Origin of the sequence: Dissulfurirhabdus thermomarina (genome assembly GCF_012979235.1) — a bacterium.
Taxonomy (GTDB): Bacteria; Desulfobacterota; Dissulfuribacteria; order Dissulfuribacterales; family Dissulfurirhabdaceae; genus Dissulfurirhabdus; species Dissulfurirhabdus thermomarina.
Map to the genome: position 1 here is coordinate 1 of NZ_JAATWC010000013.1, position 22,679 is coordinate 22,679.

18 protein-coding genes are annotated in these 22,679 nt (G+C 60.3%); 4 read left to right on the plus strand and 14 right to left on the minus strand.

The window, feature by feature from the left end; all coding sequences use genetic code 11:
• Together HCU62_RS11285 and HCU62_RS11290 are read right to left on the minus strand one after the other, a co-directional pair.
• A partial coding sequence (locus tag HCU62_RS11285; protein ID WP_169755654.1) for a DUF4236 domain-containing protein occupies positions 1-231 on the minus strand: 231 nt, incomplete at its 3' end.
• A 13-nt stretch (positions 232-244) separates the two neighbouring features.
• Positions 245-478 (minus strand): DUF2188 domain-containing protein, encoded by a 234-nt coding sequence (locus tag HCU62_RS11290; protein WP_163297697.1) that lies wholly within the window; start codon positions 476-478, stop codon positions 245-247.
• A gap of 257 nt (positions 479-735) precedes the next feature.
• Here HCU62_RS11290 and HCU62_RS11295 point away from each other — a divergent pair, with 257 nt between their 5' ends.
• From HCU62_RS11295 to HCU62_RS11310, 4 genes are all read left to right on the plus strand, one after another.
• Positions 736-972 (plus strand): helix-turn-helix domain-containing protein, encoded by a 237-nt coding sequence (locus HCU62_RS11295; RefSeq protein ID WP_258539228.1) that lies wholly within the window; start codon positions 736-738, stop codon positions 970-972.
• Positions 969-1,484 (plus strand): very short patch repair endonuclease, encoded by a 516-nt coding sequence (locus HCU62_RS11300; RefSeq protein ID WP_163297698.1) that lies wholly within the window; start codon positions 969-971, stop codon positions 1,482-1,484. The genes HCU62_RS11295 and HCU62_RS11300 overlap by 4 nt, the downstream gene beginning before the upstream one ends.
• Before the next feature lie 100 nt (positions 1,485-1,584).
• The gene (gene drmD / locus HCU62_RS11305; RefSeq protein ID WP_163297699.1) at positions 1,585-4,755 is read left to right on the plus strand and encodes a DISARM system SNF2-like helicase DrmD; all 3,171 of its coding nucleotides are present in this window, start codon (positions 1,585-1,587) and stop codon (positions 4,753-4,755) included.
• Positions 4,752-8,780 (plus strand): Eco57I restriction-modification methylase domain-containing protein, encoded by a 4,029-nt coding sequence (locus tag HCU62_RS11310; RefSeq protein WP_163297700.1) that lies wholly within the window; start codon positions 4,752-4,754, stop codon positions 8,778-8,780. Before drmD ends, HCU62_RS11310 begins: the two co-directional genes overlap by 4 nt.
• Positions 8,781-8,798: 18 nt before the next feature.
• Here the strand turns inward: HCU62_RS11310 and HCU62_RS11315 are convergent, their stop codons facing one another.
• From HCU62_RS11315 to HCU62_RS11370, 12 genes are all read right to left on the minus strand, one after another.
• Positions 8,799-9,941 (minus strand): response regulator, encoded by a 1,143-nt coding sequence (locus HCU62_RS11315; protein WP_163297701.1) that lies wholly within the window; start codon positions 9,939-9,941, stop codon positions 8,799-8,801.
• Complete coding sequence (locus HCU62_RS11320; RefSeq protein WP_163297702.1) at positions 9,938-12,025, minus strand: sensor histidine kinase; 2,088 nt, start codon at positions 12,023-12,025, stop codon at positions 9,938-9,940. The genes HCU62_RS11315 and HCU62_RS11320 overlap by 4 nt, the downstream gene beginning before the upstream one ends.
• A gap of 42 nt (positions 12,026-12,067) precedes the next feature.
• Positions 12,068-12,850 (minus strand): DISARM system phospholipase D-like protein DrmC, encoded by a 783-nt coding sequence (drmC, locus tag HCU62_RS11325; protein WP_163297703.1) that lies wholly within the window; start codon positions 12,848-12,850, stop codon positions 12,068-12,070.
• Positions 12,847-14,649 (minus strand): DUF1998 domain-containing protein, encoded by a 1,803-nt coding sequence (gene drmB, locus HCU62_RS11685; protein ID WP_220096252.1) that lies wholly within the window; start codon positions 14,647-14,649, stop codon positions 12,847-12,849. Before drmB ends, drmC begins: the two co-directional genes overlap by 4 nt.
• 5 nt (positions 14,650-14,654) lie before the next feature.
• Positions 14,655-17,942 carry a DISARM system helicase DrmA gene (gene drmA / locus HCU62_RS11335; RefSeq protein WP_163297705.1) on the minus strand — a complete coding sequence of 1,096 codons (3,288 nt, stop codon included), beginning with the start codon at positions 17,940-17,942 and terminating at the stop codon, positions 14,655-14,657.
• Positions 17,939-18,265 (minus strand): HNH endonuclease, encoded by a 327-nt coding sequence (locus tag HCU62_RS12935; protein ID WP_374001928.1) that lies wholly within the window; start codon positions 18,263-18,265, stop codon positions 17,939-17,941. Before HCU62_RS12935 ends, drmA begins: the two co-directional genes overlap by 4 nt.
• Before the next feature lie 409 nt (positions 18,266-18,674).
• A complete protein-coding gene (locus HCU62_RS11345) occupies positions 18,675-19,958 on the minus strand; it encodes a DNA cytosine methyltransferase (RefSeq protein ID WP_163297707.1) in 1,284 nt (427 codons plus the stop codon).
• The gene (locus HCU62_RS11350; protein ID WP_246325489.1) at positions 19,942-20,406 is read right to left on the minus strand and encodes a hypothetical protein; all 465 of its coding nucleotides are present in this window, start codon (positions 20,404-20,406) and stop codon (positions 19,942-19,944) included. The genes HCU62_RS11345 and HCU62_RS11350 overlap by 17 nt, the downstream gene beginning before the upstream one ends.
• A 184-nt stretch (positions 20,407-20,590) precedes the next feature.
• On the minus strand, positions 20,591-20,821 hold the full coding sequence (locus HCU62_RS11355) for a helix-turn-helix domain-containing protein (RefSeq protein WP_163297709.1): 231 nt from the start codon (positions 20,819-20,821) through the stop codon (positions 20,591-20,593).
• Positions 20,822-20,938: 117 nt separating this feature from the next.
• Entirely contained in the window at positions 20,939-21,628 is a 690-nt protein-coding gene (locus tag HCU62_RS11360) for a gamma-glutamylcyclotransferase family protein (RefSeq protein WP_163297710.1), read from the minus strand.
• 32 nt (positions 21,629-21,660) lie between these two features.
• Positions 21,661-22,443, minus strand: coding sequence for a class II glutamine amidotransferase (locus HCU62_RS11365; RefSeq protein ID WP_163297711.1), 783 nt, complete (start codon positions 22,441-22,443; stop codon positions 21,661-21,663).
• Positions 22,443-22,655: a DUF5049 domain-containing protein gene (locus HCU62_RS11370; RefSeq protein WP_309474758.1), complete on the minus strand. Its 213-nt coding sequence runs from the start codon at positions 22,653-22,655 to the stop codon at positions 22,443-22,445. The genes HCU62_RS11365 and HCU62_RS11370 overlap by 1 nt, the downstream gene beginning before the upstream one ends.
• Positions 22,656-22,679: the final 24 nt, after the last annotated feature.

Sequence of the window (22,679 nt, forward strand, 5' to 3'; positions counted from 1 at the left end):
GACGGCCGGAGTTGAGTAGGACGCGCTTCTCCTGCCACCTGACCTCCCGCTCGGAAGCGTGGTCGTGTAGAAAAGACCTGTTCCCGGAATGCCCACCGTGGCCCGCTTGCCCCTCGGACCGATGGTGAACTTCGCTCCGCGTGGCCCGAACGAGAGAGAGCCGCCCGACTTACTCAGGTTCAGGGTCACGCCCGGTGCGATCCTGATTCGTCTCCAGAAGCGGAAGCTCATCCGGAACGTCCTGTTACCCTTTGGGCGGATACGGATCCTTGCCGTATGTGTGTTCCGTCTGGATCGTACCGTCCTGCTTGTGAATGATCACCTGTCCAAGCGCCTGCTTCTTCGCCAATTCCTTGGCACGGGCTATGGCCTCGGCCTTCGTATCGTGGCTGCTGGACGCCCTTGACGCATTTTCTTCTTTGACGCTCCAGCCGCCGTCGGTCCGAGGAGTCACATGGTAAGTCTTACGTTTTGGCATTGTTTCACCTCCATTCATGTCGTTCCCTCAAGGCGCATCCTGTCTTCCCGGCCTGAACCCGGATCTCGCAGGCCGTGTCGCAAGGCTATCGCAAGATGCCATCGTTCTCCCATTCGAAGAGGCCATCTCATTGCAGGCTCCCTTCCAAGTGGCTGAGGGGCGTACCTACCTTGCCAATACTTGACAATATTGTACTGGCGTGTATTATCTTGTCAAGGGCGTTTCCCGGTAGGGGACCATAAAGAGGCCTGCCCCTCATGCAGAGTCGGGAGATGGAGCATGCGATGAACAAACAAGCCTGGACGATTCAGCAGGTTGCCGAGTTCCTCAATGTCAACCCCAGGACGGTCTACCGCCTTGTCCAGGCCGGCAAGCTGCCCGGGTTCAAGGTCGCCGGAAGCTGGCGTTTCCTGGAGGAGGACATCCGCGAGTGGGTGAACGAACAGAAACAGCAGGTACCTCCCACCCGGCATCGCAATCGGAAATCAAAATGAGCAAGAAGAAGAAAGGACGGAAAAGGAAAGCCGGCCATCGTTCCTGGGCGCCCAGGAATGCTCCCATCGAAGGTGGCCACCGCGGCGATATCATGAGCCCTGAGAAGCGGAGCGCCTTGATGTCCAGAATCCGAGGCACGAATACGGGCCCGGAAATGATCATTATGGAAGCGCTCCGTGACAAAGGTGCCGAATTCGAAAGCCATTGTCGGGATTTGCCTGGCCGGCCTGATATCGTCTTCCGGAACGTGGAGTTGGCTGTATTCATCGACGGGGACTTCTGGCACGGATGGCGTTTCCCGCTGTGGGAGGGCAAGTTGTCCCCGAAGTGGAAGGAGAAGATTGCTGCCAATCGCGAGCGGGATCAACGCAACTTCAGGAAGCTCCGGCGCATGGGCTGGAAGGTAATCCGCATCTGGGAGCACCAGGTAGAGAACGATCCTGAAGCGTGTGTACAGAGAATCCTGGCCGCATACAAGGAACGGCTGGGCGGCGGGAAGGAGCGTACGTGAAACCGTGGACTCTGCCATCGGACTGGTTTGTGAAGAAGCGCGACACCGGTCGGTCTCTACCCGCTGCTTCCCAGTTGGAGAACAAAGCTGGAGATGACTCATGAACAGGCTCGTTCTTCCCGAGGAAGGCCAGATTGTCCGGGTGCGCCGCAGGAACTTTGTTGTCGAGGAGGTCCTGAAGATTTCGCTGCCGACTCCCGGCAGGACCCTGCACAGGGTGACGCTGGAACCGATTGACGAAGGCACCTACGGGGAGAAGCTCGACGTGGTGTGGGAGCGGGAAGCCGCGCCTGTCGTCCTCGAGGCTGATACCCTTCCTTATCCAGATCAGTTCGATCCGCCAGCCCGCTTCGAGGCCTTTCTCAGGGCAGTCGAGTGGGCAGGCACATCAGTCGTGGAAGGCCCTTCGCTCCACGCGCCGTTCAGGGGAGCCGTCAAGCTCGAGAGTTACCAGCTGGAGCCGGTTGTCCGTGCCCTCGAGATGCCACGCGTCACTCTTCTGATTGCTGATGATGTGGGGCTCGGGAAAACGGTGGAAGCCGGTCTGGTACTCCAGGAGATGATCTCGCGAAGGAGGGCAAGGCAGATACTGATCCTTTGCCCTGCAAGCCTCCAGAAACAATGGCAGGACGAGATGGCGGAGAAGTTCGGCCTGCACTTCGAGATCGTGGACCGCAAGTACCTTCTCAATCTTCGCCGGGAGCACGGGATAGATGTGAACCCGTGGGCCTCCTATCCCCGGCTTATTGCCAGCATAGATTATATCAAGCGGGACATACCCCTGCGGCAGTTCGAGGAGTGCGTGAGAGCGATTGGCCCCTCTCGAGGCATCAGGATGTGGGATGTCCTGATCATCGACGAGGCCCACAACGTCGCACCATCGGGACGCAGAAAGTATGTGGAGGATTCCGACCGCACAAGGATGGTGCGCCGGGTTGCACCCTATTTCGAGCATCGCCTTTTCCTCACAGCCACGCCTCACAATGGATTCACCGAGTCTTTTGCCGCATTGCTCGAACTGCTGGATCCACTTCGCTTCGCCAGAACAATCCCTCCCTCTCCCGAGCAGGTCCGGGCCGTGATGGTGAGGCGTCTGAAATCGGACATCAACGCCGCTCTCGGGGAACAACGATTCCCGGAAAGGCGCGTCGTTCCCCTTGAAGTTGTCATGGGTACGAAGGAGCGGGAGCTCCACGATCTCCTGGATCGTTACACGCGCTCCAGGCTGAAGGGAGCGGGCCACAAGGAGGAGTTCGCTGCCCGTTTCGCCCTTACGCTGTTGAAGAAGCGCCTCTTGTCTTCTCCGCTTGCCTTTGCCAGAAGCATAGAGGTGCATTCAAGGATCGTGGGACAGGCCACGACTGACCAGGCCAGCGACGACTTCCGGATGATGAAGAGACTGGTCGACCGCCTGCAGGAGGATATCGACGACGACAGAGACAAGGAGGAGAACGAAACCGCCGTCCAGGAACAGGCCCCTCGGCTCTTTCGCCCCCTCACCGAGGAGGAGAGGCGCTTGCTCGAAAGGATGCGCGAGCTTGCACTGGATTCACCCTACACTCCGGACGGAAAGGCGAAGAAGCTGCTCGCCTGGATAGAAGACAATCTGTGTCCGCATGGCCGATGGAATAACCGCAGGCTCATCATTTTCACGGAATTCAAGGACACCCTCGAGTACCTCCAGCTGCTGCTTTCCGGGGATCGGTACAAGGATCGCGTCCTGGTGTTGTATGGCGGCATGGCGGACGACAAGCGGGAGGCCGTAAAGCAGGCATTCCAGCAGCATCCCGACGAGAATCCCGTCAGGATCCTGGTGGCCACCGATGCCGCCTCGGAAGGTCTGAACCTCCAGAACCATTGCAACTGTCTGATCCACTACGAGATCCCCTGGAATCCGATACGCATGGAACAGCGGAACGGCCGGGTGGACCGTCATGGTCAGAGGGCCAGGGAAGTGTTCATACACCACTTCTCATGGGTGGATCATGCGGACAGCCAGTTCCTCGAGGTTGTGGTCGAGAAGGTGCAACAGATCAGGGCGGATCTCGGCAGCGTGGGCGATGTCATTGCCCGCCAGGTCGAGGAGACACTGCTTGGTATCAGCAGGGCGCCGGCGAAGGACCTGATTGGACGGCGTCCGGAGGATCACGCCCACTCCAGGACCGTCGAGACGGAACTTGCAGCCGAGATTATTACGAGGGAACGCATCCGCGAGATCCATGACAGGGTGGTCAGCTCACGCGAGCGTCTCCGGGTGAACCCTGAATCGCTGCGGAGTGTCCTGGACCAGGCACTCCTGCTCTCCGGAGCACGTCCCCTCGTACCGGTGGAAAAGGGGCTTTTCGCCGGCAGGGCGTGGCGGCTCGTCGAGTTGCCGGCGGCCTGGAGGGAGCTGTCGAACTCATTAGAGGACAACAACGGTCGCCGGCGCCTGCTCGTTTTCGACCACGAGACCGCGGAACTCGACGACCAGGGAAGGACCACGGTAGTGCATCTCGAGCACCCCCTGATGCGCCGGGCACTCATGACGCTACGGGGGCAGCTATGGAACGTGACTGCCTCCATGGACCCGACGACCGGTCCGCGTCTCCACAGGGTTTCCTGCAAGGTGGTCTCTTCGGACGCCCTTGATACTCCCGTCCTTGTGGCATTCGCGAGGCTGGTCATCTCTGGTGCGAACGCCAGGAGACTTCACGACGTGATCCTGCCGGTCGGAGGTGGAATGACGTGGACCGGGGAACTGGAGCGTTTCCCGGATGATCGCATCTCGTCCATCCTCCGGTTGCCCTCTCTTGATGCCGCTCCTCCGGATGCATTGCGGGAACGGATCAGCCGGCTTTTCCCTTCGCACGTACCCGTGCTCCAGCGCTGGTTCAGGGAACTGCGCGAAGCGGAACACCGTCGCCTCGTCGTCGAACTTCGTAACCGGGACAAGGAGGAGGCGAAGCTTGTCCGGCGCCTGATCAACGAAAGGATTCGCGAGGTCAGAGCGCGGCTGCGGCAGCTGGGACGCCGGCTCGACAAGCTCGGCACCGGAACAGACGACGGGTTCGTACAGCTGAAGCTGTTCGACGTGGGCGATTTCGACAGACAGGAGAAAGCCCAACTCGAAGAGGATCTGCAATGGCTCGAAGCGAGGCTTGAACGCTTGCTGGCCGGCAGGGATTCCGAACCGGCTGCCGTCGAGGCCCGTTACCGGGTCCGGAGCAGCCGCGTCATTCCGGTCGCACTCCTTTATGTTCTCCCCGAGAAGGAGGTGCGGCAGACATGAGGAGGCACAGAGGATCCGTCAGGCAGGCATCGGCGGGCCGACACAGCGAATGGCTGGCCCTGGTGGAGATGTCGGGGCTCATGTTCAGCGAACCGGTCCTGGAGGAGAAGATCGGGGAACTCCCCCGGCTGGAACCAGCGAAGCTGAAATCGCTACGCAAGGCATGGGACCGCTACAATCTGAGGCCCGGGATGATCCCCACGGACGTCCACCGCGAGTGGATCGAATTTGTCCTTGGGCAGCTCCTCGAGTTGCAGGAACCGCGTTGGCGGACAGGTCCCCGGATGGGCGAGCGATTTGTTGTCGTCCTCCCGGAGCTCGGCCAGACGTTGGCACCGGAGCGCGTGCTTGTCGACCTGGATGATTCCCCCCTGATGCTCTTCTCGGTCTATCCCAGGGGAATGAACCTCGACAAGGTTGAAAGCGAGACCGGTCGCTGGCGGGCCTCGCCCACAACGAAATTCTCCCGTCTCCTGGTGGAGACCGATGTTCCCATAGGGCTGCTGACGAACGGTGACGACTGGAGGCTCGTGTACGCTCCGCGGGGAGCGGCCATGGCCACGGTCACCTGGGACGCCCGCTCGTGGCTTGATCGTCTGCCGACGCTTGATGCCTTTGTCTGCCTGCTGGATGCCCGGCGCTGGTTCACCGAATCCGAGGACAGGAGCCTGCTCGCGATTATCCGGGAGAGCCAGGACCGCCAGGCCGACGTGACCGACCAGCTGGGTGAGCAGGTCGGCCAGGCGGTTGAACTGTTCGTCAGGGCTCTCGACGTCGCCGACAGGGAAACAGGGGGACGATTGCTTGATGGAATACCAGAGGCCACCGTTTTCGAGGCTTCCCTTACCCTGATGATGCGCCTTGTCTTCCTCCTGTATGCGGAGGAGAACCGTCTCCTGCCCCACGGCAACCCCTTCTATGACCAGTCGTACGGTGTGGTGCACCTCTGGAAGGAACTGTCCGCCCAGCGTCGGATCGACCGGGAAGGGATGCGGCAGCGTTTCGATGCCTGGGACAGGTTGCTGGCCTTGTTCCGGATAATCCATGCCGGCTGCGACGATCCCGACCTCAATCTTCGCGCCTATGGCGGCCATCTGTTCGACCCCGACGCCTTCCCGTTTCTCGAAGGAAGACGCCCGGGAAGCACCTGGCAGGATGGGGACATACTGGAACCTCCCAGGATCACCAACGAGACGGTCTGGCAACTGCTGAAGGCACTGCGAATCGCGCGGGTCGGAGGGCGGCGGGGCATCCCGCAACGGGTCTCGTACAGGACCCTCGACGTGGAACAGATCGGGCATGTCTACGAAGGCCTGATCGAATCCACGGTTGTGAGGGCGGGCCAGGAACCGGAATGGTTCTGGCAAGGCAGGGAGGAACTCCGGGAACGTGACGACGGCTGGCGCGTGGTCTTCGATGCCCCGGGCCAGCCAATACGACCGCTTGTCGAGATTGATGACCTGGAGGGTGACGCCCTCATTGCTTGGCTGAAAGGGGTAACCGGAAAGACGCCGGCTGCAATCCGCCGGGCACTGGCAAACCAGCGGCCGCCTGACGAGACCGACAGTCCTCCGCCTGAGGTCGACGACGAGGAAGATTCCGGGGACGAGCCTGTCCCGGAAAGGGTCCGGAAGGTAGCGCCTTTTCTTGCACGGCCAGGGATCATCGAACCCGGCTCCCTCTATGTCATCGGCCAGGGAGGATTCCGGAAACGGCAAGGGACGTACTACACGCCAGCGTGGGTCACACGCTTCATCATAGAGCGGACGCTGGAACCCCTCGTGCATGACGGCGATGGGGAAGCGCGCCGTGTGCGGAAACCCGAGGAGATTCTCGCCCTCAATGTGTGTGATCCGGCCATGGGATCAGGCGCGTTCCTGGTCCAGGCATGTCGCTACCTTGCCGAGAAACTGGTCGAGAGCTGGGAGCTGATCGAATCCGGCAAGCCTGATGTACGCCTCACCGTGACAGGCGAGGTCTCCAGAGGGCATCCCGAGGAACAGCTGGTCCCGGAGGACAGGGATGACCGGATGGCTCTCGCACTGCGACTGGTCGTCAACAGGTGCATCTACGGCGTGGACATCAACCCGCTTGCGGTGGAGCTCGCGAAGGTCAGTCTCTGGCTGGCGACACTCTCGAAGAACGAACCGTTCACGTTCCTGGACCACCGCCTCAAGTGCGGGAATTCCCTCATCGGTACCGGTCGGCTGGAACATGAGAGATATCCCGCAGGCAATATCGACGCCCCCGCGAGGGACCAGTGGTCATGCTGGAAGCGGGACAATGCCCCGAGGGATGCCAGGAAGGCGCTCAATGCTCTCCACAGGTTCATCATCAAGGAGGCAAGGGAGAAGAAGGCCGGGGTCCGGCCCCTTCCGTTCGGCGAGCCGCCACACATGGAGACGGTCACCGCCCACGCCTCCCGGATCCTCGACGAGATCGAAAGGATGCCGGTCCGCGACCAGGATGCGAAGGAGGAGCGGTACCGGGCCCTGGAACGCGATGCCGGCTTCCAGGGGCTGCGCAGAATGTTCGACGGCTGGTGCGCCCTCTGGTTCTGGCCCGTGGACGGCAACACCACCGTCGTGGATGTACCCACCCCGCACGACTGGGAAGTGTACCGCTGGTGCATGTTCCAGGACGAGAAGGCGCTTCTGGACGAGAAGCATCGCCGTTGGCGGAACACGGCGACCGCGGTCTCCATAGCGGAGAGATTCTTCCACTGGGAGCTCGAGTTCCCCGACGTCTTCACCGGGGAATGTGGTGGATTCGATGCCGTGTTCGGCAATCCGCCCTACGTGCGGATGGAGTTTCTCAAGCCGTACAAGCACTACCTCAAGACGCATTACCGCTGCCACACGGACAGGGCCGATCTCTTCATCTACTTCTACGAACGGGCGATCGGCACGCTGCTGCGCGAAGGCGGAATCATGGGATTCATCTCGTCGAACACATGGCTCAAGACCGGATCCGGGAAAGCCTTGCGCGAGTACCTCCAGGAAAAGGCCGCTGGCCGGGAGTTCCTCGATTTCGGCGACCTGCAGGTCTTCAGGGGAGTGACCACGTACCCGGCGATCATCATTGTGGAGAAAAGGGAGCCGGCATCCGACCACAAGATCCTCGCCGCCGAGGCGGAATCCCTCGAGGACACGGACCTCTCCGGCCGTCTCAAGTCCGTCGGCATCCTCGTCCCGCAGAAGGAACTCGATCCGGCGGCCTGGCGGTTCGAGGACAGGCGCATCGCGCGGCTGCGGGAGAAGATCCTCAGCGCCGGCATTCCTCTCAAGGAGTACTGTGGCTCACCACTTTACGGAATCAAGACCGGCCTCAACGAGGCATTCGTGGTGGACAGGGCAACCAGGGATCGCCTGATCGCCGAGGACCCCAAAAGCGAGGAGATCCTGAAACCGTTCCTGGAAGGGAAGGACCTGAAACCCTGGAGGGCGGAACCGCGGGACCTGTGGCTCATCTATACCTGGCACGGCATCGAGATAGACCGATACCCGGCTATCCTGGAGTACCTCCGTCCATTCCGGAAACGACTCGAAGCTCGTGCCACATCCCACGCTCATGCCTGGTACGAGCTTCAGCAGCCGCAAAGGGCTTACGTGCCGGCCTTCGAGAACCCGAAAATCGTCTACATCGAAATAGCTGATCGCGGTGCTTTCTCTATTGATGACACAGGCTCTTATCTGAATGCAACGGCCTTCGCTATCCCGGTAAAAGATTATTATCTCTTGGCATTGCTCAATGCAAAGTTGATTTGGTTCTTCTGGAGCGGAATATGTACTGTTCTGCGTGGAGGATTTTTGCGTCTGAAGACTCAATTCCTCGAGAAGACCCCGATCCCTACACCATCGGTTAAATTGCGGAGGAAACTCGAGCAGATTTCTGAGGAGTTATCCAGAAATCATTGTCACTCAGCAAATAAAAGTCACCTCGAAGCAGAGCTGAACGGCCTCGTGTTTGATTTGTTCGATCTTGATGCAGAAGAAAGACGCCTCGTAGAAGAAGCGGTCAAGTAGCAAGGGCGGGATAGATGCTCATTCCTCGATGAGGTGTTTCATCCTCGCTGGATCGAGCCCCGGCAGTCCCACTGCCGAGTAGAACCTTGTGAAACAGGACTGGAAGGCCTCAGCGAAAGGAGTGTCCAGTACGGCGAAGCGCTCATGCCGATCAAGCGCATCCTTGTACGGTACGCTTTCAAGCTGAAGGAAGTCGCAATACAGATCGGGCATGTCAAGGAATCCCGGAAGGAACCAGTAGCGCCCCTCGGGCTGCAATCTGTTGTCACGCACGGGGGATTGCATCATCCTTCCCAGGGATTTCAGTTTCTTCTCCTCCGAGCTTCCCTGGGGAGGGTATGTTTTCAACAACTCTTTTGCTGGCACGGTTTTCACGGTCAGAATGTATTCGGCACGGGGCTCCTCCTTTCCCGGCTGGATCGCCAGATGACAATGCGGTGTGAGAACTACCCGGAACGATCCATCGCCCTTGTGCCTCAGGATCTCGCCGAGCCGCAGTTCGTCCGACACCGGTGGATGGATGTAGTATTCCACGCCCTCGACGGTTTCGACCTCCGCCGGGTCATCAGCTACTGGATCCAGCCGTCCGATCTGCATGGCCGCACGTCGCCTGACCAGCCGCTCCAGCACAGAAGGTTCGGCAAGACCATTCCCGATCAAACGGTCCCAGTTTCCTTCGAGGAAATCCCAGAGATAGGACCCGCTTGCACGATCAAGATCATCATGCAGCCTCCTGGCAATCCCAGGGATACCAGTGGTCAATAGCTCCTCCAGCTTTGCAACGATGTCTTTGTTACCCCTGCTCTTGTCCGCGAGTTTGACGAACGGGCCTTCCTTGAACGACTGCGGTGCGGAGCCATCGGTAAAGGCTACGATTGGACAAAACCGTTTGCTGCGAATGCCGGAGATGATATCCCCCGCTTTTTCATCCTCTATTTCGATTCCCTTCTTGTGTCCGGGCCTGTCCCTGTAGATGTCGGTGACGATCATATCGTACCGGCGCGTCTCGACACGCTTCATCGCTTCGGCAAAGTCGCTGCAAGGTTCCCATTCGAGGCCATATTCGCCAAGGGAATCAGGCAGAGTCTCCAGCAGGAGATCGAGGTTCTCCTTGTCATCTTCCACGAGAAGGATGTGGAGGGTTATACAGTGATCCGTCATCGTCCGACCCTCCGCTCGAATGTTGCCTCGAAGCATGCCCCCGGGAGGCCGCAGTCATCGCGGTACACCAGTTTCCCGTAGGGTTCGATAACCAGTCTGGCAATGTACAAGCCGAGCCCCATGCCGTTCGGTTTCCTGCTGAAGTACGGTTCGAAAATCCTCGAGCGGTCCTCCTCCGGCACTCCCGGACCGTCGTCCGAGAACAGCAGCCGGAATCCATGCTCCAGTGTTTCCAGCCTGGCCTGGATATGCCCCCCGCGGCCGGCCCCTTTGTCGCGTACGAGCCAGAAAATGCTGTTGTCGATCATGTTGGCCACGATCTGGCCGAGGCATGCGCGTGACATCTTGACGCGGACGGGCGTTCGCGGGGCGATGATCTCGTACCTGATCCCCTGTTTCTGGAGGAGAGCTTCGTAAAGGCGGAAGTTGTCTTCTATCTCGTCCCGCACGTTGAATGTCGTTGCGCGTCCCCGTTTGGCGGGCGTTTGCGGTTCCAGCCGCTGGCGGAGATTGTGGATCTGTTCCAGCCATCCTTTGATGGATTCGAGCCGGGGGGTGATTTTCTTCCTGCCCTCATTGTCGAGCAGCCTCTCCAGGTCCTTTTCCAGCACTGCAAGCTGCCTGTTGATTTTCCCGAGCGGAGCCCCGATTTCGTGGATCACGATATCGACCATGTGACCCAGACCGGCAGACATCAACAGGCGTGAGTAGACTTCCTGGACCCTCTCGACGCCTGCCTTGATCTGTTGCTCGGCTTCCGTGATCAGGCGAGTTACCGGGTGGTCCTTCCCGAGCTCGCTCCGTGCGCGCTGGACCGTCTCCCTGAGCTCGAAGGCCTCGAACAGGGGATCGGTGCGCTCGATCCGTTCTTTCCTCGGCCGCAGGCGATATCGTTCCTCTTCCAGCAGGGACAGTACTTCCTTGAACCATTCCTCCAGGGCCGCGTGGGCGGTGTTCATTACCATCCCTTCGCGCGTGCTCCTGTCGCGCAGTTCCGGGTTGTGCTCGCGGGAGATCCGCACGGCGGCGATGACCTGGTTGTTGGCAAGGTTCTTGACGGGGTTCAGCCGGCTGCGGATATCCAGGTTGAGCCAGTCGTTTCCTTTCTGCCCGTACGGATAGACCCGGAACCCGTCGCGGTAGATGCTCACGCCGCAGTACGTATCCAGCGTACGCCGGATCTCCCGTATCCCCATGCCCAGCCGCTCGCTTATGGGCTCGAGGCCTTCCCGGTCGCGGTCCCAGGCCCTTATCTCGACCTCGAAGGGACCGCATACCGGTTCCGAATCCCTCTCGCCAAGCTTGTGCCCCGGGAACTTCCTGTGCCGCTTGCCGTCGACCTGCAGCTCGCCCGTGAAGAAGCCCTTCTCGTCGACCGTTCCTTTGAGAAGGTACCTGGGTTTCAGGATGAGCTCGGGAGGCTGGACTTCACCGGAGAACTCGGGATGTGCCGGGATGTCCAGGAAAATGTTGAAATCGGTTACATCGTTGAATGGCGAAATGAGCCGGGAGAGTCTGGCATGCAGCTCCTCGTAATCCTCCTTTTCCCAGACCTTCCGCAGTTTTTCGAGGGTCAGGCGGGTTCCCCGTTCCAGATCGGGAAGCGGATGCAGTTCGTAATCGATGGTAATCTCATCGAGGTAGCTCTCGTCATCGAACCGCCCCCACTCGAGCAGGACGAAAACACCCTCGTCGGCGCCTTCCGTCTTGCTCTCGAGCATCAGGGATTCTGCCAGCCGGGCTGCGGCGAAACGCCCGATACCTTTGGCGCCCTGATAGAGTCGTCCTCCCGGTGACCTTTCCTGTTTCCGCTTTACCACTGTTCCGGGTTCGAACCACGCCGTAAGAACCGTGTCCAGATCCATCCCTGTCCCGTTGTCTACGACCACGATCCTCTCGGGTCGCTCGGGGTCGCTTCCCTCGAAACGCACCTCGACACGGGTCGCGTCGGCATCGTACGCGTTCTTCACAAGTTCGACGAGAGCGACGGGTTCGTCGCTGATGAGTTCGTCCCCGATCAGCCCGATCAATCGGGCCCTGGGACGCATCTTCGCCGAACCGCTTTTTCTTGTTCCCTGTTTCATCCTTGTTTTCCCGGCATCAGAGCCCTCATGACCAGATGACTGTCATTCATCGATCTCCACGATTATCCCTGCCTTCTCGAGAGCATCAAAATGGCGAACGAACTCGCCTACGACTTCCCCGTCAACCATGACGCCCATCTCCATGTTCTCCGAGAGTCCCAGCCAGGTCAGATTGGCCGAGGTAAGAAGCATGGCCTGGCCATCGGAAGCGACGAGTTTGATGTGCAGCTTGGCCATCGGATGCTGATCCCCGGTCGGCCAGGTGAGCAGCCTCGGAGCCGGGGCGTCCGCCGGCCAGGTCTCCCGCATCAGCTTCGCGTTGGCGGGATCATCATGCAGAACCATGGTGACCCTGACACCTCTCTCCGCGGCCTCGGAGAACCGCCTGACCAAGTCTTTCGCTGTAAGCGCATAGCCAACTACCAGGAGATGGTCGCGCGTCCGGTCGATGATCCCCCGGATGACCTCCGCTGTGGAACGTGCCCTTGAACCCGGCACTACAGGACCTGTCCAGACCATTTCGACGCTCGGCACTTTGCGTTTCGCAAGGCGGGCACCTTCGGCAACGGCGAAAAGACAGAGGGCGAGACATGTCCCCGGGATGACCTCCTGCCCGCCGGCCTTGCTCCATTCCTCCAGAAGAAGGGCAAGCCTGTTCTCGAGCATGGCGTTCGAGTCGGCAATGCGTCGCAGGACAAGAGGACTTGTTCCTGGTTCGAGCGTACCGTCACCGAGTGCGGAGGCGATCTTGTCGATGAGGCCCTTATCCGTCGACCAGAACTCGGCGAGCAAATGCCGGAGGCCGTTGATTCCCGGGGAACTCATGAATCAGGCCCTCCGTCAGGACTTCCACACAGGGATTCCGGAAAGAAGGCAAGCGAGGAACCCGCGAATGTCGGGACCACCAGATTGCGGTCGAGCAATCTGTTCCCGCGCTCACACGACGTTTCCGACACCATCAGGCAGGCGTGGCAGGCTGCCCCGTTCAGGATCCCGTGCTCTTCTGCCCGGTGTTCCGCGCAGAGCGGATCCGAGGAGCATACCGTTGCACCCCTGAGAGCCGCCCGCATAAGCGGGCCAAAACGATCCGGCTCCCCCAGTTCCACCAGACCACCAAGGCTGCCTTCCGAATCCGCCACCGCTGTATACAGAAGAATACCAGCCATGGGTTTGTCGGGGTTCGATGAACAATATATCCGTTCCCGGATGGAGCTCGCGGAATAGCCGCAGTCGAGCGACAGCTGCCTGATGAGCATGTGGGCTATGGAATGCAGAAGAACGTACCGTATTCCCGGGAACGCCGCATCAGGTAGTCCCCGCTCCTTGCGCCACAAGGCGTATATGCGTGAGAGATTCCCAGAAAGCGTTTTCACGTCATCACGGTTCTCCCAGGTCCTCAGGGCGTCCTCGTGGAACTCGATGAAAATCCCTTCGCCCTTGGTCTCCACTGCAGGAAGCCAGTCCATGGGTCTGCGGCTCAGTGGAGCTATCTTGATCTCTGCTGCACTGTCGTCGCCGGGCTCCCCCAGGGCATCTATGCGGGTAAAGCCGAGAATGGCGCGGACTTCCCGCAGACGCGTTGCCTGGACGACGCGCGCAAGCCACGGTTCCAGTCCCGGAGGCAGATCCACCTGCCTCGTCTCGAACTCGGTTTTCCCTGTACCCGCCGAAGGTTGCCGGAAGGCCAGCCACTCCTCCCACAGCAAATCTGTCACCGTGCGAAGGGTGCGATTCCTCCTCTCCTGGAGGGCAGACCAGATTTCTTCCGCCGTGAATCGCTCCAGTTCGGGGTAATTCCCCAGCTCAAGGAACATCTCCACCTTCTCGAGGGAGTCGAGCCTGATCATATGCCTTTCATATTTGCCCACGGCTTCCTGGACAGGATTGACCCACGGTGGTATGGAGAGAGCGCTGCGCAGGACCGGGAACCACGCATTGCTTGCTCCTCTGAGAAGCGGTCTCGGCTCCGCGTCGCATCCATCAGGGTCCACATCATCCGTTCCCAGCCATGGTCTGCGGGCCGTGCAGGGTCCGATGGCCGCAGCCCGCTGTTCACCGAACGCGTGTCCCATCGGACGCCTGGCTCCGCAACCTTCACACACAACGAGCAGATCGGAAATAGAGCCGGAAAGCCCGCGATCCACGAGTTTCAGGGGGCCCTGGCAGTCCTGGGCCTGACCTCCATGAACGCAGGTCAGCCACGGGAAATCATCGAGATGGCCATTCGCGCAGGCGACAATAAAACGGGAGGGAAAAGCTACGGCGTTCCCTTTTCCAGGACAACGCGTCTCCTTGCAGAGGAATCTTTGTCTTTTCTGTTCCCAGACGAACTCCTGCCACGGTGCGAGACGTCCGCAACGCGGACAAACCAGCCAGGCCGGAAATATGATCGTTGGAACGCCACCGACGGGTCGCCCGCGATGGTCCACTCGCGAGGCAGGACGATAGAATGCATGCTTGCCAAGGGCTCGCAGCAAACGGGGTTCATCTATCAACTCTTCATCAAGCGGGTTCCAGTAGTCCAGTCCCGCGATAATCACGGAAAGTGTCCGGAGGTCCACGATGGAGCCCGGTCCGAAGGTCGTTATTATCTGGCTTGGCCTTATATCCCCGATGGTGCTCATCCTGGTCACTCCTCCAGAAGGTAGAGTGCTGCACCAGGTTCCACCTCACGCAGCGATGTAGGGGTCTGCCAGAGGCCATCCCCCTCGCTTCCTGCTGGCTGGAGCAGCATCGCAGAACCTTCCGGCGGTTTCCTGTACGGGTTTTCCCAGGAGTACCGGAGGTTGCCTCGTCCGATTGCCCCGACCCACTCGTCAAGGATGGCATCGAGTTCCCTCCTCACGGCTTCCTGGAGGTCCGACCGGCCGGGATCGAGATCCCGTACTCTCGACAAGATGGTCTCGACAATCGCGGCTACTTCAGGTGAACTCCTCGACAATCTTCCGGCTCCATCCTCCTGTTCCATGCCCGGAACACCCAGCCTGCACATGGCAACCATCGCCCCGTGAAGCCCCCGATCCCTGGCCCTGGAGGAAAACGGCGTTACACTTGTGGCCTCTACATGCCTGTAGAGGGTGGCATGGTAGATACCGAATCTCTCGTAGTGCGAAATATCTCTCGGACGGGACCATTTGTAGACGGTGACGATCAGTCCAGGATATCGACGTCCAACCCGGCTTGTGGCCTGGATGTATTCGGATGTCGTCTTCGGCTGTCCGGCCACCACCATCAGTCCCAGCCGGTCCACATCGACGCCCACCGAGATCATGTTTGTCGCCAGGAGCACATCGATGGGGTATGGACTCGAACGTTCCGGCTGGAATGGCAGTTCGAGACGGCCAAGAAGGAAGGGGATCTCGGAAGAATCGATCCGGCTCGTCAGTTCCCTGGTCTCGTAGATCAGCCTGCGCTCGAATCCATATGTGTTCAGCAACTTGAGCCGGGATCGGACGTCATCCTCGACAAGGCGGAGGGCGCCCCCCAGCTCGCGCAGGCTGTTGAAATACCCGACGAGAGTCATGTACGGATCGCTGGCTTCCGGGTTCTCCTTGAAGACCGTCCGCGCTGCAGCAAGCAGGACCGCATAGACCCGGACCAGAGCCGTCTTCATGCTTTTCCCTGGCGAGAAGATCCCGAGGTAGAGTCGCCCGGAAGCATTCTCGAGCGGCTGGGCCTTGGAGAAGTATGAGTCGTCCGCGTCGAGACCTGGCGGAGGGAACACCCTGAGCTGCCTGTTGAAGAGGTTCTTGACCTGCTCTGTTGCCCGTCGGATGGTTGCCGTCGAAGCGACGACCTTCGGACGGACAACAAGGTCTCCCGATCTCCAGCTACACAACCAGTCCACGGCCGTCTCATAGAGACCTACCAGGGTTCCAAGAGGACCGGAGATCAGGTGAAGCTCGTCCTGGATTATCAGTTCGGGGGGAAGCAATCCCGACGAGGGTTCCACTTTCACGGCTTCCAGTCCGCGAACGGCATTGTGCTGGCCGGGGTGCGGCTCCGCAGGACTGAGGAATCCGTGCCGCGGGCAATACCTGTCGACGTTCCCGAAAAGCGCCTGGGTTTCACCCTTCCATGGCATCCTGGCGAACTTGTCGACCGTGGCTATCACGAGCGAAGGCACCAGCCTGTAGATTTCCTCGTCGACAACGACCACCGGGAGCCCCTCGCCGGAACTGTTACGGAATGTGAAATCGCACTCCGGATTGCCGCATCCGACGAGTGTCCTTTCCACGGAACGATCCGCCCTGAAGTTGCGATGGGTAATGGTGTTGCCGCACCACGGGCAGGATACCAGCTGGACAGGATTCCCGGTTGTTGCGGCATTGTTCCGCGCAAGATCCGACAAAGCGATCTCGGAATCCTTGAAACTGTTCGGGGTGGTCCCGCGGCCGACCCACAAGCCGATGCGGAAAGGTTCCTTCCCCCAGCGCTCCGGGTCGCGGCGCCTGATGATTTCGCAGGCGCAGACAAGCGTGGAGGCCCTCTGGAACTGCTGGACCGTGAGCAACCGGAGCGTGTAACGCATGAGGACGGCGGTGCCTGCATCACTCCTCATGCCCTCGACGTCCCCTCTCAATCTGCGGAGAGCGAAGACAAATGCGGCAAGGCCCAGATAGGCCTCCGTCTTCCCCCCGCCGGTAGGGAACCACAAGAGATCAGTAATCCGGCGGTCCTCGTGGGATGGATCGACGATCCCGCGGATGTTCAGAAGTATGAATCCCATCTGGAACGGCCGCCATTCCGGTCTGGGCGTGTGGCCGGGCAGATCCCCACCCGTTTCCCTGGAGGCCACAGCGCGCGTCGAATGGATCCGCTGGAGGTACATGGCTTCGTTGGCGAACTTGAATGCCTCGAGAACCATGGCGTTCTCGCGGATGAGTTCCAGGCCGGCCTTCATCCTTTCGACGGCTTCGCGGCACGATCTGAGGTGTTCCCGCCCTGTCGCCTGGTAATGGCCGGGAAGTCCGGCGATACGGGCTTCATTCTGTTCGATCCATTCCTCGTAACCCTCGATAAGCGGCATCAGCATCTCGCTGATCGCGGAGCCGCTTTCGGCCTTTGCCAGATCCTCCATGAAGAGATTGGCGTCCCCTCCGGCTTCCAGGGATACGACCCTGGGCACTTCCGCCGAGGGTATCAGGGCTGTGCGCAGCAGTCCTGCCCGTCCGCTGTCCACGTGGTTCCATTCGACTGCCACTCCGTGCCCGACCGCGAACTCCAGGGTGTTCCTGAAAAGCAATGCGTTGCTGGCAGCATCAGCGTCACCCATCCTGCCGACATCAAGATGTCTGGCAAGAAAGGGATGGCTTCCTTCCTCCGTACCCGTCACCTCCAGCACGGGCTGGAAAAGCCAGTAATCGTCTTTGCGGCCTCGGGTATCGGGTACTTCTTTCCTGTTGACCAGGAACACGCTGACGGCCCGGAACCCCTTCTGCTCGTGGACTATCCATTCGATGCACACCCCTGGTTCATCAGGGCACTCGATGCGATGCCTGCCACCCGCTGTTGATACATTAATGGTGGCTTCGAAGGACACCGGGGCTCTCTTCCATTTGCCGGTTGTGCTTCCCCCTTCCTCCTTCCCGATGCGGGAATACTTGCCCCAGCGGGCCTTCACGCGTATCCCCTGAACCTCCTCGCTCACGAGGAAGGACATTCCTATGGACGAAGGGTTCAATGACTGCCCAAGAGGTGCGCCTCGTTCCGCTTCTCCCGTTTCCTCGTCCTCTTCGAGGGTTTCCACGTCGTCATCTTCTTCGGGATCTATGCCGGTACCAACCGGTGCGAGCATGCCAAGCAGATAGCGTGAAGTCGGGGCCTCTGACAGTTCTTCCGTTTCCCCGCCCACCGGTCCGAGCAGCTCAAGTCCGAGCAACTCAACGATACGTTGCCTGGCCTCCTCAACAGTCATTGTCCGCCTCCCCGCTGTCGAGCGACTATTTCAGAAAGCGAAGCTACCGATATCCATGGGCGTTTGCGATGAAGCATCCGGTGACAATTGGGACATACGAGAGCAAGGTCACCCAGGCGGGTCCGGCTCTCCGCTGACAGTTCAGATACAGGAATGTTGTGGTGACATTCAATATAGCCGCGCCCAAGTTCTCCATATGTCTTTTGGAAATCAAATCCACATACCTGACAAGACAGTGTTCCGTGTTTGCTCAGCCATCTATCCTTCAGTTTCCGGACCAGACGAACATTTCGTTCTCGCATCTTATGCAAACGATAAATCATCCGTCCTTCCGGGAACGTCTCCTCCTCCACGATTGCATCACGCAGAGCCGGTTCCGGTGGATTATTTGCCGTTTCCGTAATTATCTTTGCCAGCTTCGCCAAGAGAACTTTGTTTCCGGAAAACTCCTTTCACACATCACGCTCGGCTCGTCCCCCATGGGTCAATCCCTTCCCATGGTATTCTGGATCAATCGCCAAGAAATTCTGAAGCTTGAGGTGCACAGCACTTGCGGAACGGCAGTTCTCGTTTCTGATAGCAGGCGGGTGAATTGGCAAGCTGCGCAGTATGCCACTAAGAGCAATTATCTCGGGATGGCGCATGTCGACCCGAGCCCCCACCCGAAAGTAGAGGTCCAGGGCCAAGATCAATTCGTCGCGCTCCCAAGGTGGACTGTGGACCATAACTTCTTCACCACGCTGTCGAACTATAAACCTTCCTTGAAGCGAGGCGTTCGCGTTCGTGGACAAATAATCCAGCGTCAGCCTCGGCGAAGGACTCCGCAAATGCCTGAGCCATCAACGGAGGTACCGCATTACCGATCAGTCCGAACGATGCGACCATCGACAGACCTTCGAACCTGAACCAGTCGGGAAAACTCTGGAGCCTTGCGGCTTCCCGCACCGTGATTGTCCGGGGCTGGCTGTAATGAATGAACTTGTAGCAGTCTTTCTGGAGATGGGCGGTCACCGTCCAGGCTGGCCGTTCAGGATCCAGCTTGTGGAGCTTGTCCTTGAATTTGTCCGTGGAATACTTGATGAGCTTGTGGCGCGGGTTGATTTCCCGTATGGCTTTCTGCACGTCCGGATCGGCGAACCGCGCCCCGGGCTTCATGCGTGCAAAAAGGGCCACGTCATCGGGGTTGTGCCACCGGCAGATATGGTCGAACAGGCGACCGCGAAGTTCCCTCGGCTTACCGGCGCGCATGAGGCGCTGGTAGGCGGTTGCAGGGGACGACGAATACCGCATCTCCCGTTCCCGATGCCCGTGAGGGACCTCGGGCAGGTCATCAAGGGCAGCTGACACCGTAACCGTCGGCTTCTCTTTCGGCGGTTCCCAGCCTTCGATTCCGAGATCCTCGCGGTAACCGACGAGAACGAATCGACGGCGATCCTGGGGCACGCCGTATTTCGAGGCGAGGTAGTTATTGTGGATGAGCCTGTATTTCATGGGACGGCCGTCATCATCGTGCAGATTCTCGAAGCGGTTGATGATGGCCTCGAATGTTTCGTGGCTACGGATAGTCGGGACATTCTCGAAAAGGAACCAGCGTGGCGCGAGCACCTCCAGGAACAGGGCATAGACCTCGAAGAGCATGGTTCTCTCGCGGTTCTTCTTCCTCCAGTAGACCTTGAGGTCACCGCCCGATTCCATAAGGGCACGTATCTTGTTGCGGCCCACAACCGAGAAGCTCTGGCAAGGCGGGCCACCGATGAGCACGTCACACGATGCCGGCTCAACCCCGTGGCGGCTGAGAAAAGCACGCACGTCATCGGTGGAAGAGAGTCTGCTCAGGTCTTCCTGGACGGCGCCTCTATCGGAGTCCCCTTTCAGGTTCAGGTTGTAGCAATGGACGGAATTTGGATCCTGGTCGACAGCAAGAAGGCACCGGTAACCGGCCTGGAGAAAGCCCAGGGAAAGGCCTCCGCACCCGGAGAACAAGTCGATGAAAGTGGGCTTATGCTCCCCGTTCATACAACAGCTCTCCTTGCGACAGGGTTCTCTTCGAGCAACTCAGGTACCATGCTGACATGCGCTTATCCCAGAGACGCAACTCCACGAATTGCTCCCAGTGGAACAAATACAACCGTTCAAGGGACAGCGAATTATTCAGTTTGACTACGAGGAGGTATTCAAACAGTTGTTTGTTTTCATCGGAGGGGTCGGGATATATGGTTCCCGTTTTCTTGGCCCTCATTATGGTCTTGATGGAATATCTGTCCCCGTTTCTCGATAACGCATCCACGTTCTTGGTCCCTGTGGGTGCATGCTGCAGATTTGGAAGCCCAGGAGTACTGTTGAAGTAGTCGATAGCGATCTCCTCGCCTATCTGACCGATCTCGAATGCCAGGCCCCGGCGCTTCATCTCTGTCTCCACCGAGACCCGAAGGCGGACGAGTTCTGCGTCGGACAGTTTGCTCATGTCCATGCTACCTGCGTCCAATCCCACTCGGACGCTGGTTCCTTTTTTCTTGCTGCCCACACGCATACCTACCGGGTCCTCTTCGATACTGCCGGGCCGGCGAATTCGAGGTGCGCCGAATCCAGAAAGCGGAGTCGAGGCGTGACGAGAGGTAGAAGGAGGACTTGTTTTCTGTGCCCCACATTCATCCGCGCCCTTCCTCCGGAAGCACCAACTTGCCCTCGCTGCTCATCTTCTCGCAGAAGGCGTCGAACTGCGCCCTGGCGAGTTTCGAGGGTTTGGATTGACCGTTTTCCCAGCGGTTGACGGTGGCGTAGCTGACGCCGAGCCGCCGGGCCAGATCCTCCTGGCTCAGAGCCAGCTGTCGCCGGATCTCCTTCACCAGCGCCGCAAATTTCCGAGCTTCTGTGTCCATTCGGTGCACCTCTCGTTCGGGACGCGGACCCGGGCCTCCGCCCGCATATAATAGCTTATGATATAACATTCGCAAGGCAGAGGCAAGGGAAATCCGCGCGTGCTCCCACGCGATGGGTCACGGCGGCCAGCTTCCGAATGGCAGGAGCAGCCGGTCGGAGCGCGCCGGTTGACCCGCATAGAGCCATGCCGGAAAAGCGGCGCCGTCGAGTTTCACCGGCACCAGCACACGCCTGTAGAGGCGGGGTCCGCCGGGCAGGAAGCCCTCGAGGTGGTCGATGGCCGGGAGGCGGGTCTCGGGATCGTCGAAGGTCAGGAGCTCGCCGTACACGGGGCCCCAGCGGCCGCCCGGGGCGCCGTTGACGCTCGCCATCCATGGCTCGCGCCCTTCGGGCGTGCCTCCGGCACGTCCAAATCCGCCATCCTGCGGATTTGTCTCCCTGGGCTCGGGGTGTGCGGCGCGTGCGGCGAACTCCGCGGCCAGGCGCGCCTGTGTGGCCACGTCGGCGAGCGGGTCGGCGGTGCCGTGGGCCAGGACGTCCGCCTCAGGCACCTCCAGGACCGGGATGCCGGAGGGCAGCTCGTACAGGCGGCCCCGGACGACCGCCTCCTCCACGGAGAGGACGCCCCGGCAGAACCGCTCGTGGTTCCAGTAGCCCCGCTTGAGGGTCCCGTAGACGAAGAGTCTCAGGAGCCCGGTTGTGTTCTCCTTCGGGGGTTGACGCTCGCCGTCCGTGGCTCGCGCCCTTCGGGCGTGCCTTCGGCACGTCCAATTCGACTCTCCTGCCGAATTGTCATTGGGGTTCATGGGTGATTCTCTCCGGTTCATGCGGCTCTCTGTCACGGCGCCTTCCCCCGTTTTCCCTGGGCGATGAAGGTGAACGACTCCCTGGAGAACTCCATGAGACTCTCGTGCCTGAACACGAGCATGGTCATGGACTCCAGCGGGAGCGGCCGCCACCCGCGCTCGTCGGCCAGCACGGCGTCGAGGAAGGCCGGATCCGAGGCGTAGAGTACCGCCCGGTGGCGCCGGTGGATGCGCAGTTCCAGCGGCTTGTTCCCCTTGAGCACCAGGACCGTCCCGGGCTGGCGGCGGGAGGCCAGCACGGCGGTGATCTGCCCCCGGCACAGGGCCAGGTCGCGCTTGAAGCGCTCGAGGTCCGGCGTCTCGTCCCGGAAGGCACGGTCCGCCAGTCGGAAGAGGAGCTCGCTGTCCACCTCGGCGAAGCGCCGCAGCCGGAGCCTCCGGAACAGGCGGTCGGCGTTGTAGATGGTGCCGTTGTGGGTGCCGATGACGTCCCCCGCGCGGATGGGGTGGTTGTTTCGGTTGATGCGCTCGTCGCCGCGGGTGCGCCGGCGGGTGTGGCCGACGAGGAGCGTGGCCCTGTTGTCCATCCCGGCCAGGACCTCCTGGAACGCCTTGTCGGTGACGAACTGCCCGGCCGGTACGGGTCGCTTGAAGAGCCGGTGCTCGCCGTCGCGGTTGAGCCAGGCGACGCCGGTGGCGTGGGGGCCCCGGCTCTCGCTCAGGACCAGGAGCCGGGTGAAGAGCCACGCCAGGTGATCTCGTTCCTCGGCGCGCCGCCGCTTCTTCCCGAAGATGACGCCCGCCAGCCCGCACATCAGCGCCCACCTCCTTCTTCGGCCTCGAAGCCCCGGAACACGCCCTCGGCGTAGTCCCTGGGGTGGGTCTCGATCCAGCGGGCGGCCTCGGGGAAGCCGAGCTTCTCCGCCAGGTCCGCCACCACCGGCCGGTCCAGCATGTTGGTGAGGCCGCAGCGGCGCACCGCCAGGATGCCTTCCAGCACCGCCGCCGGAACGCGCCCCCCGGGCACGTGCCGGCATGCCGTGTCTCCTTC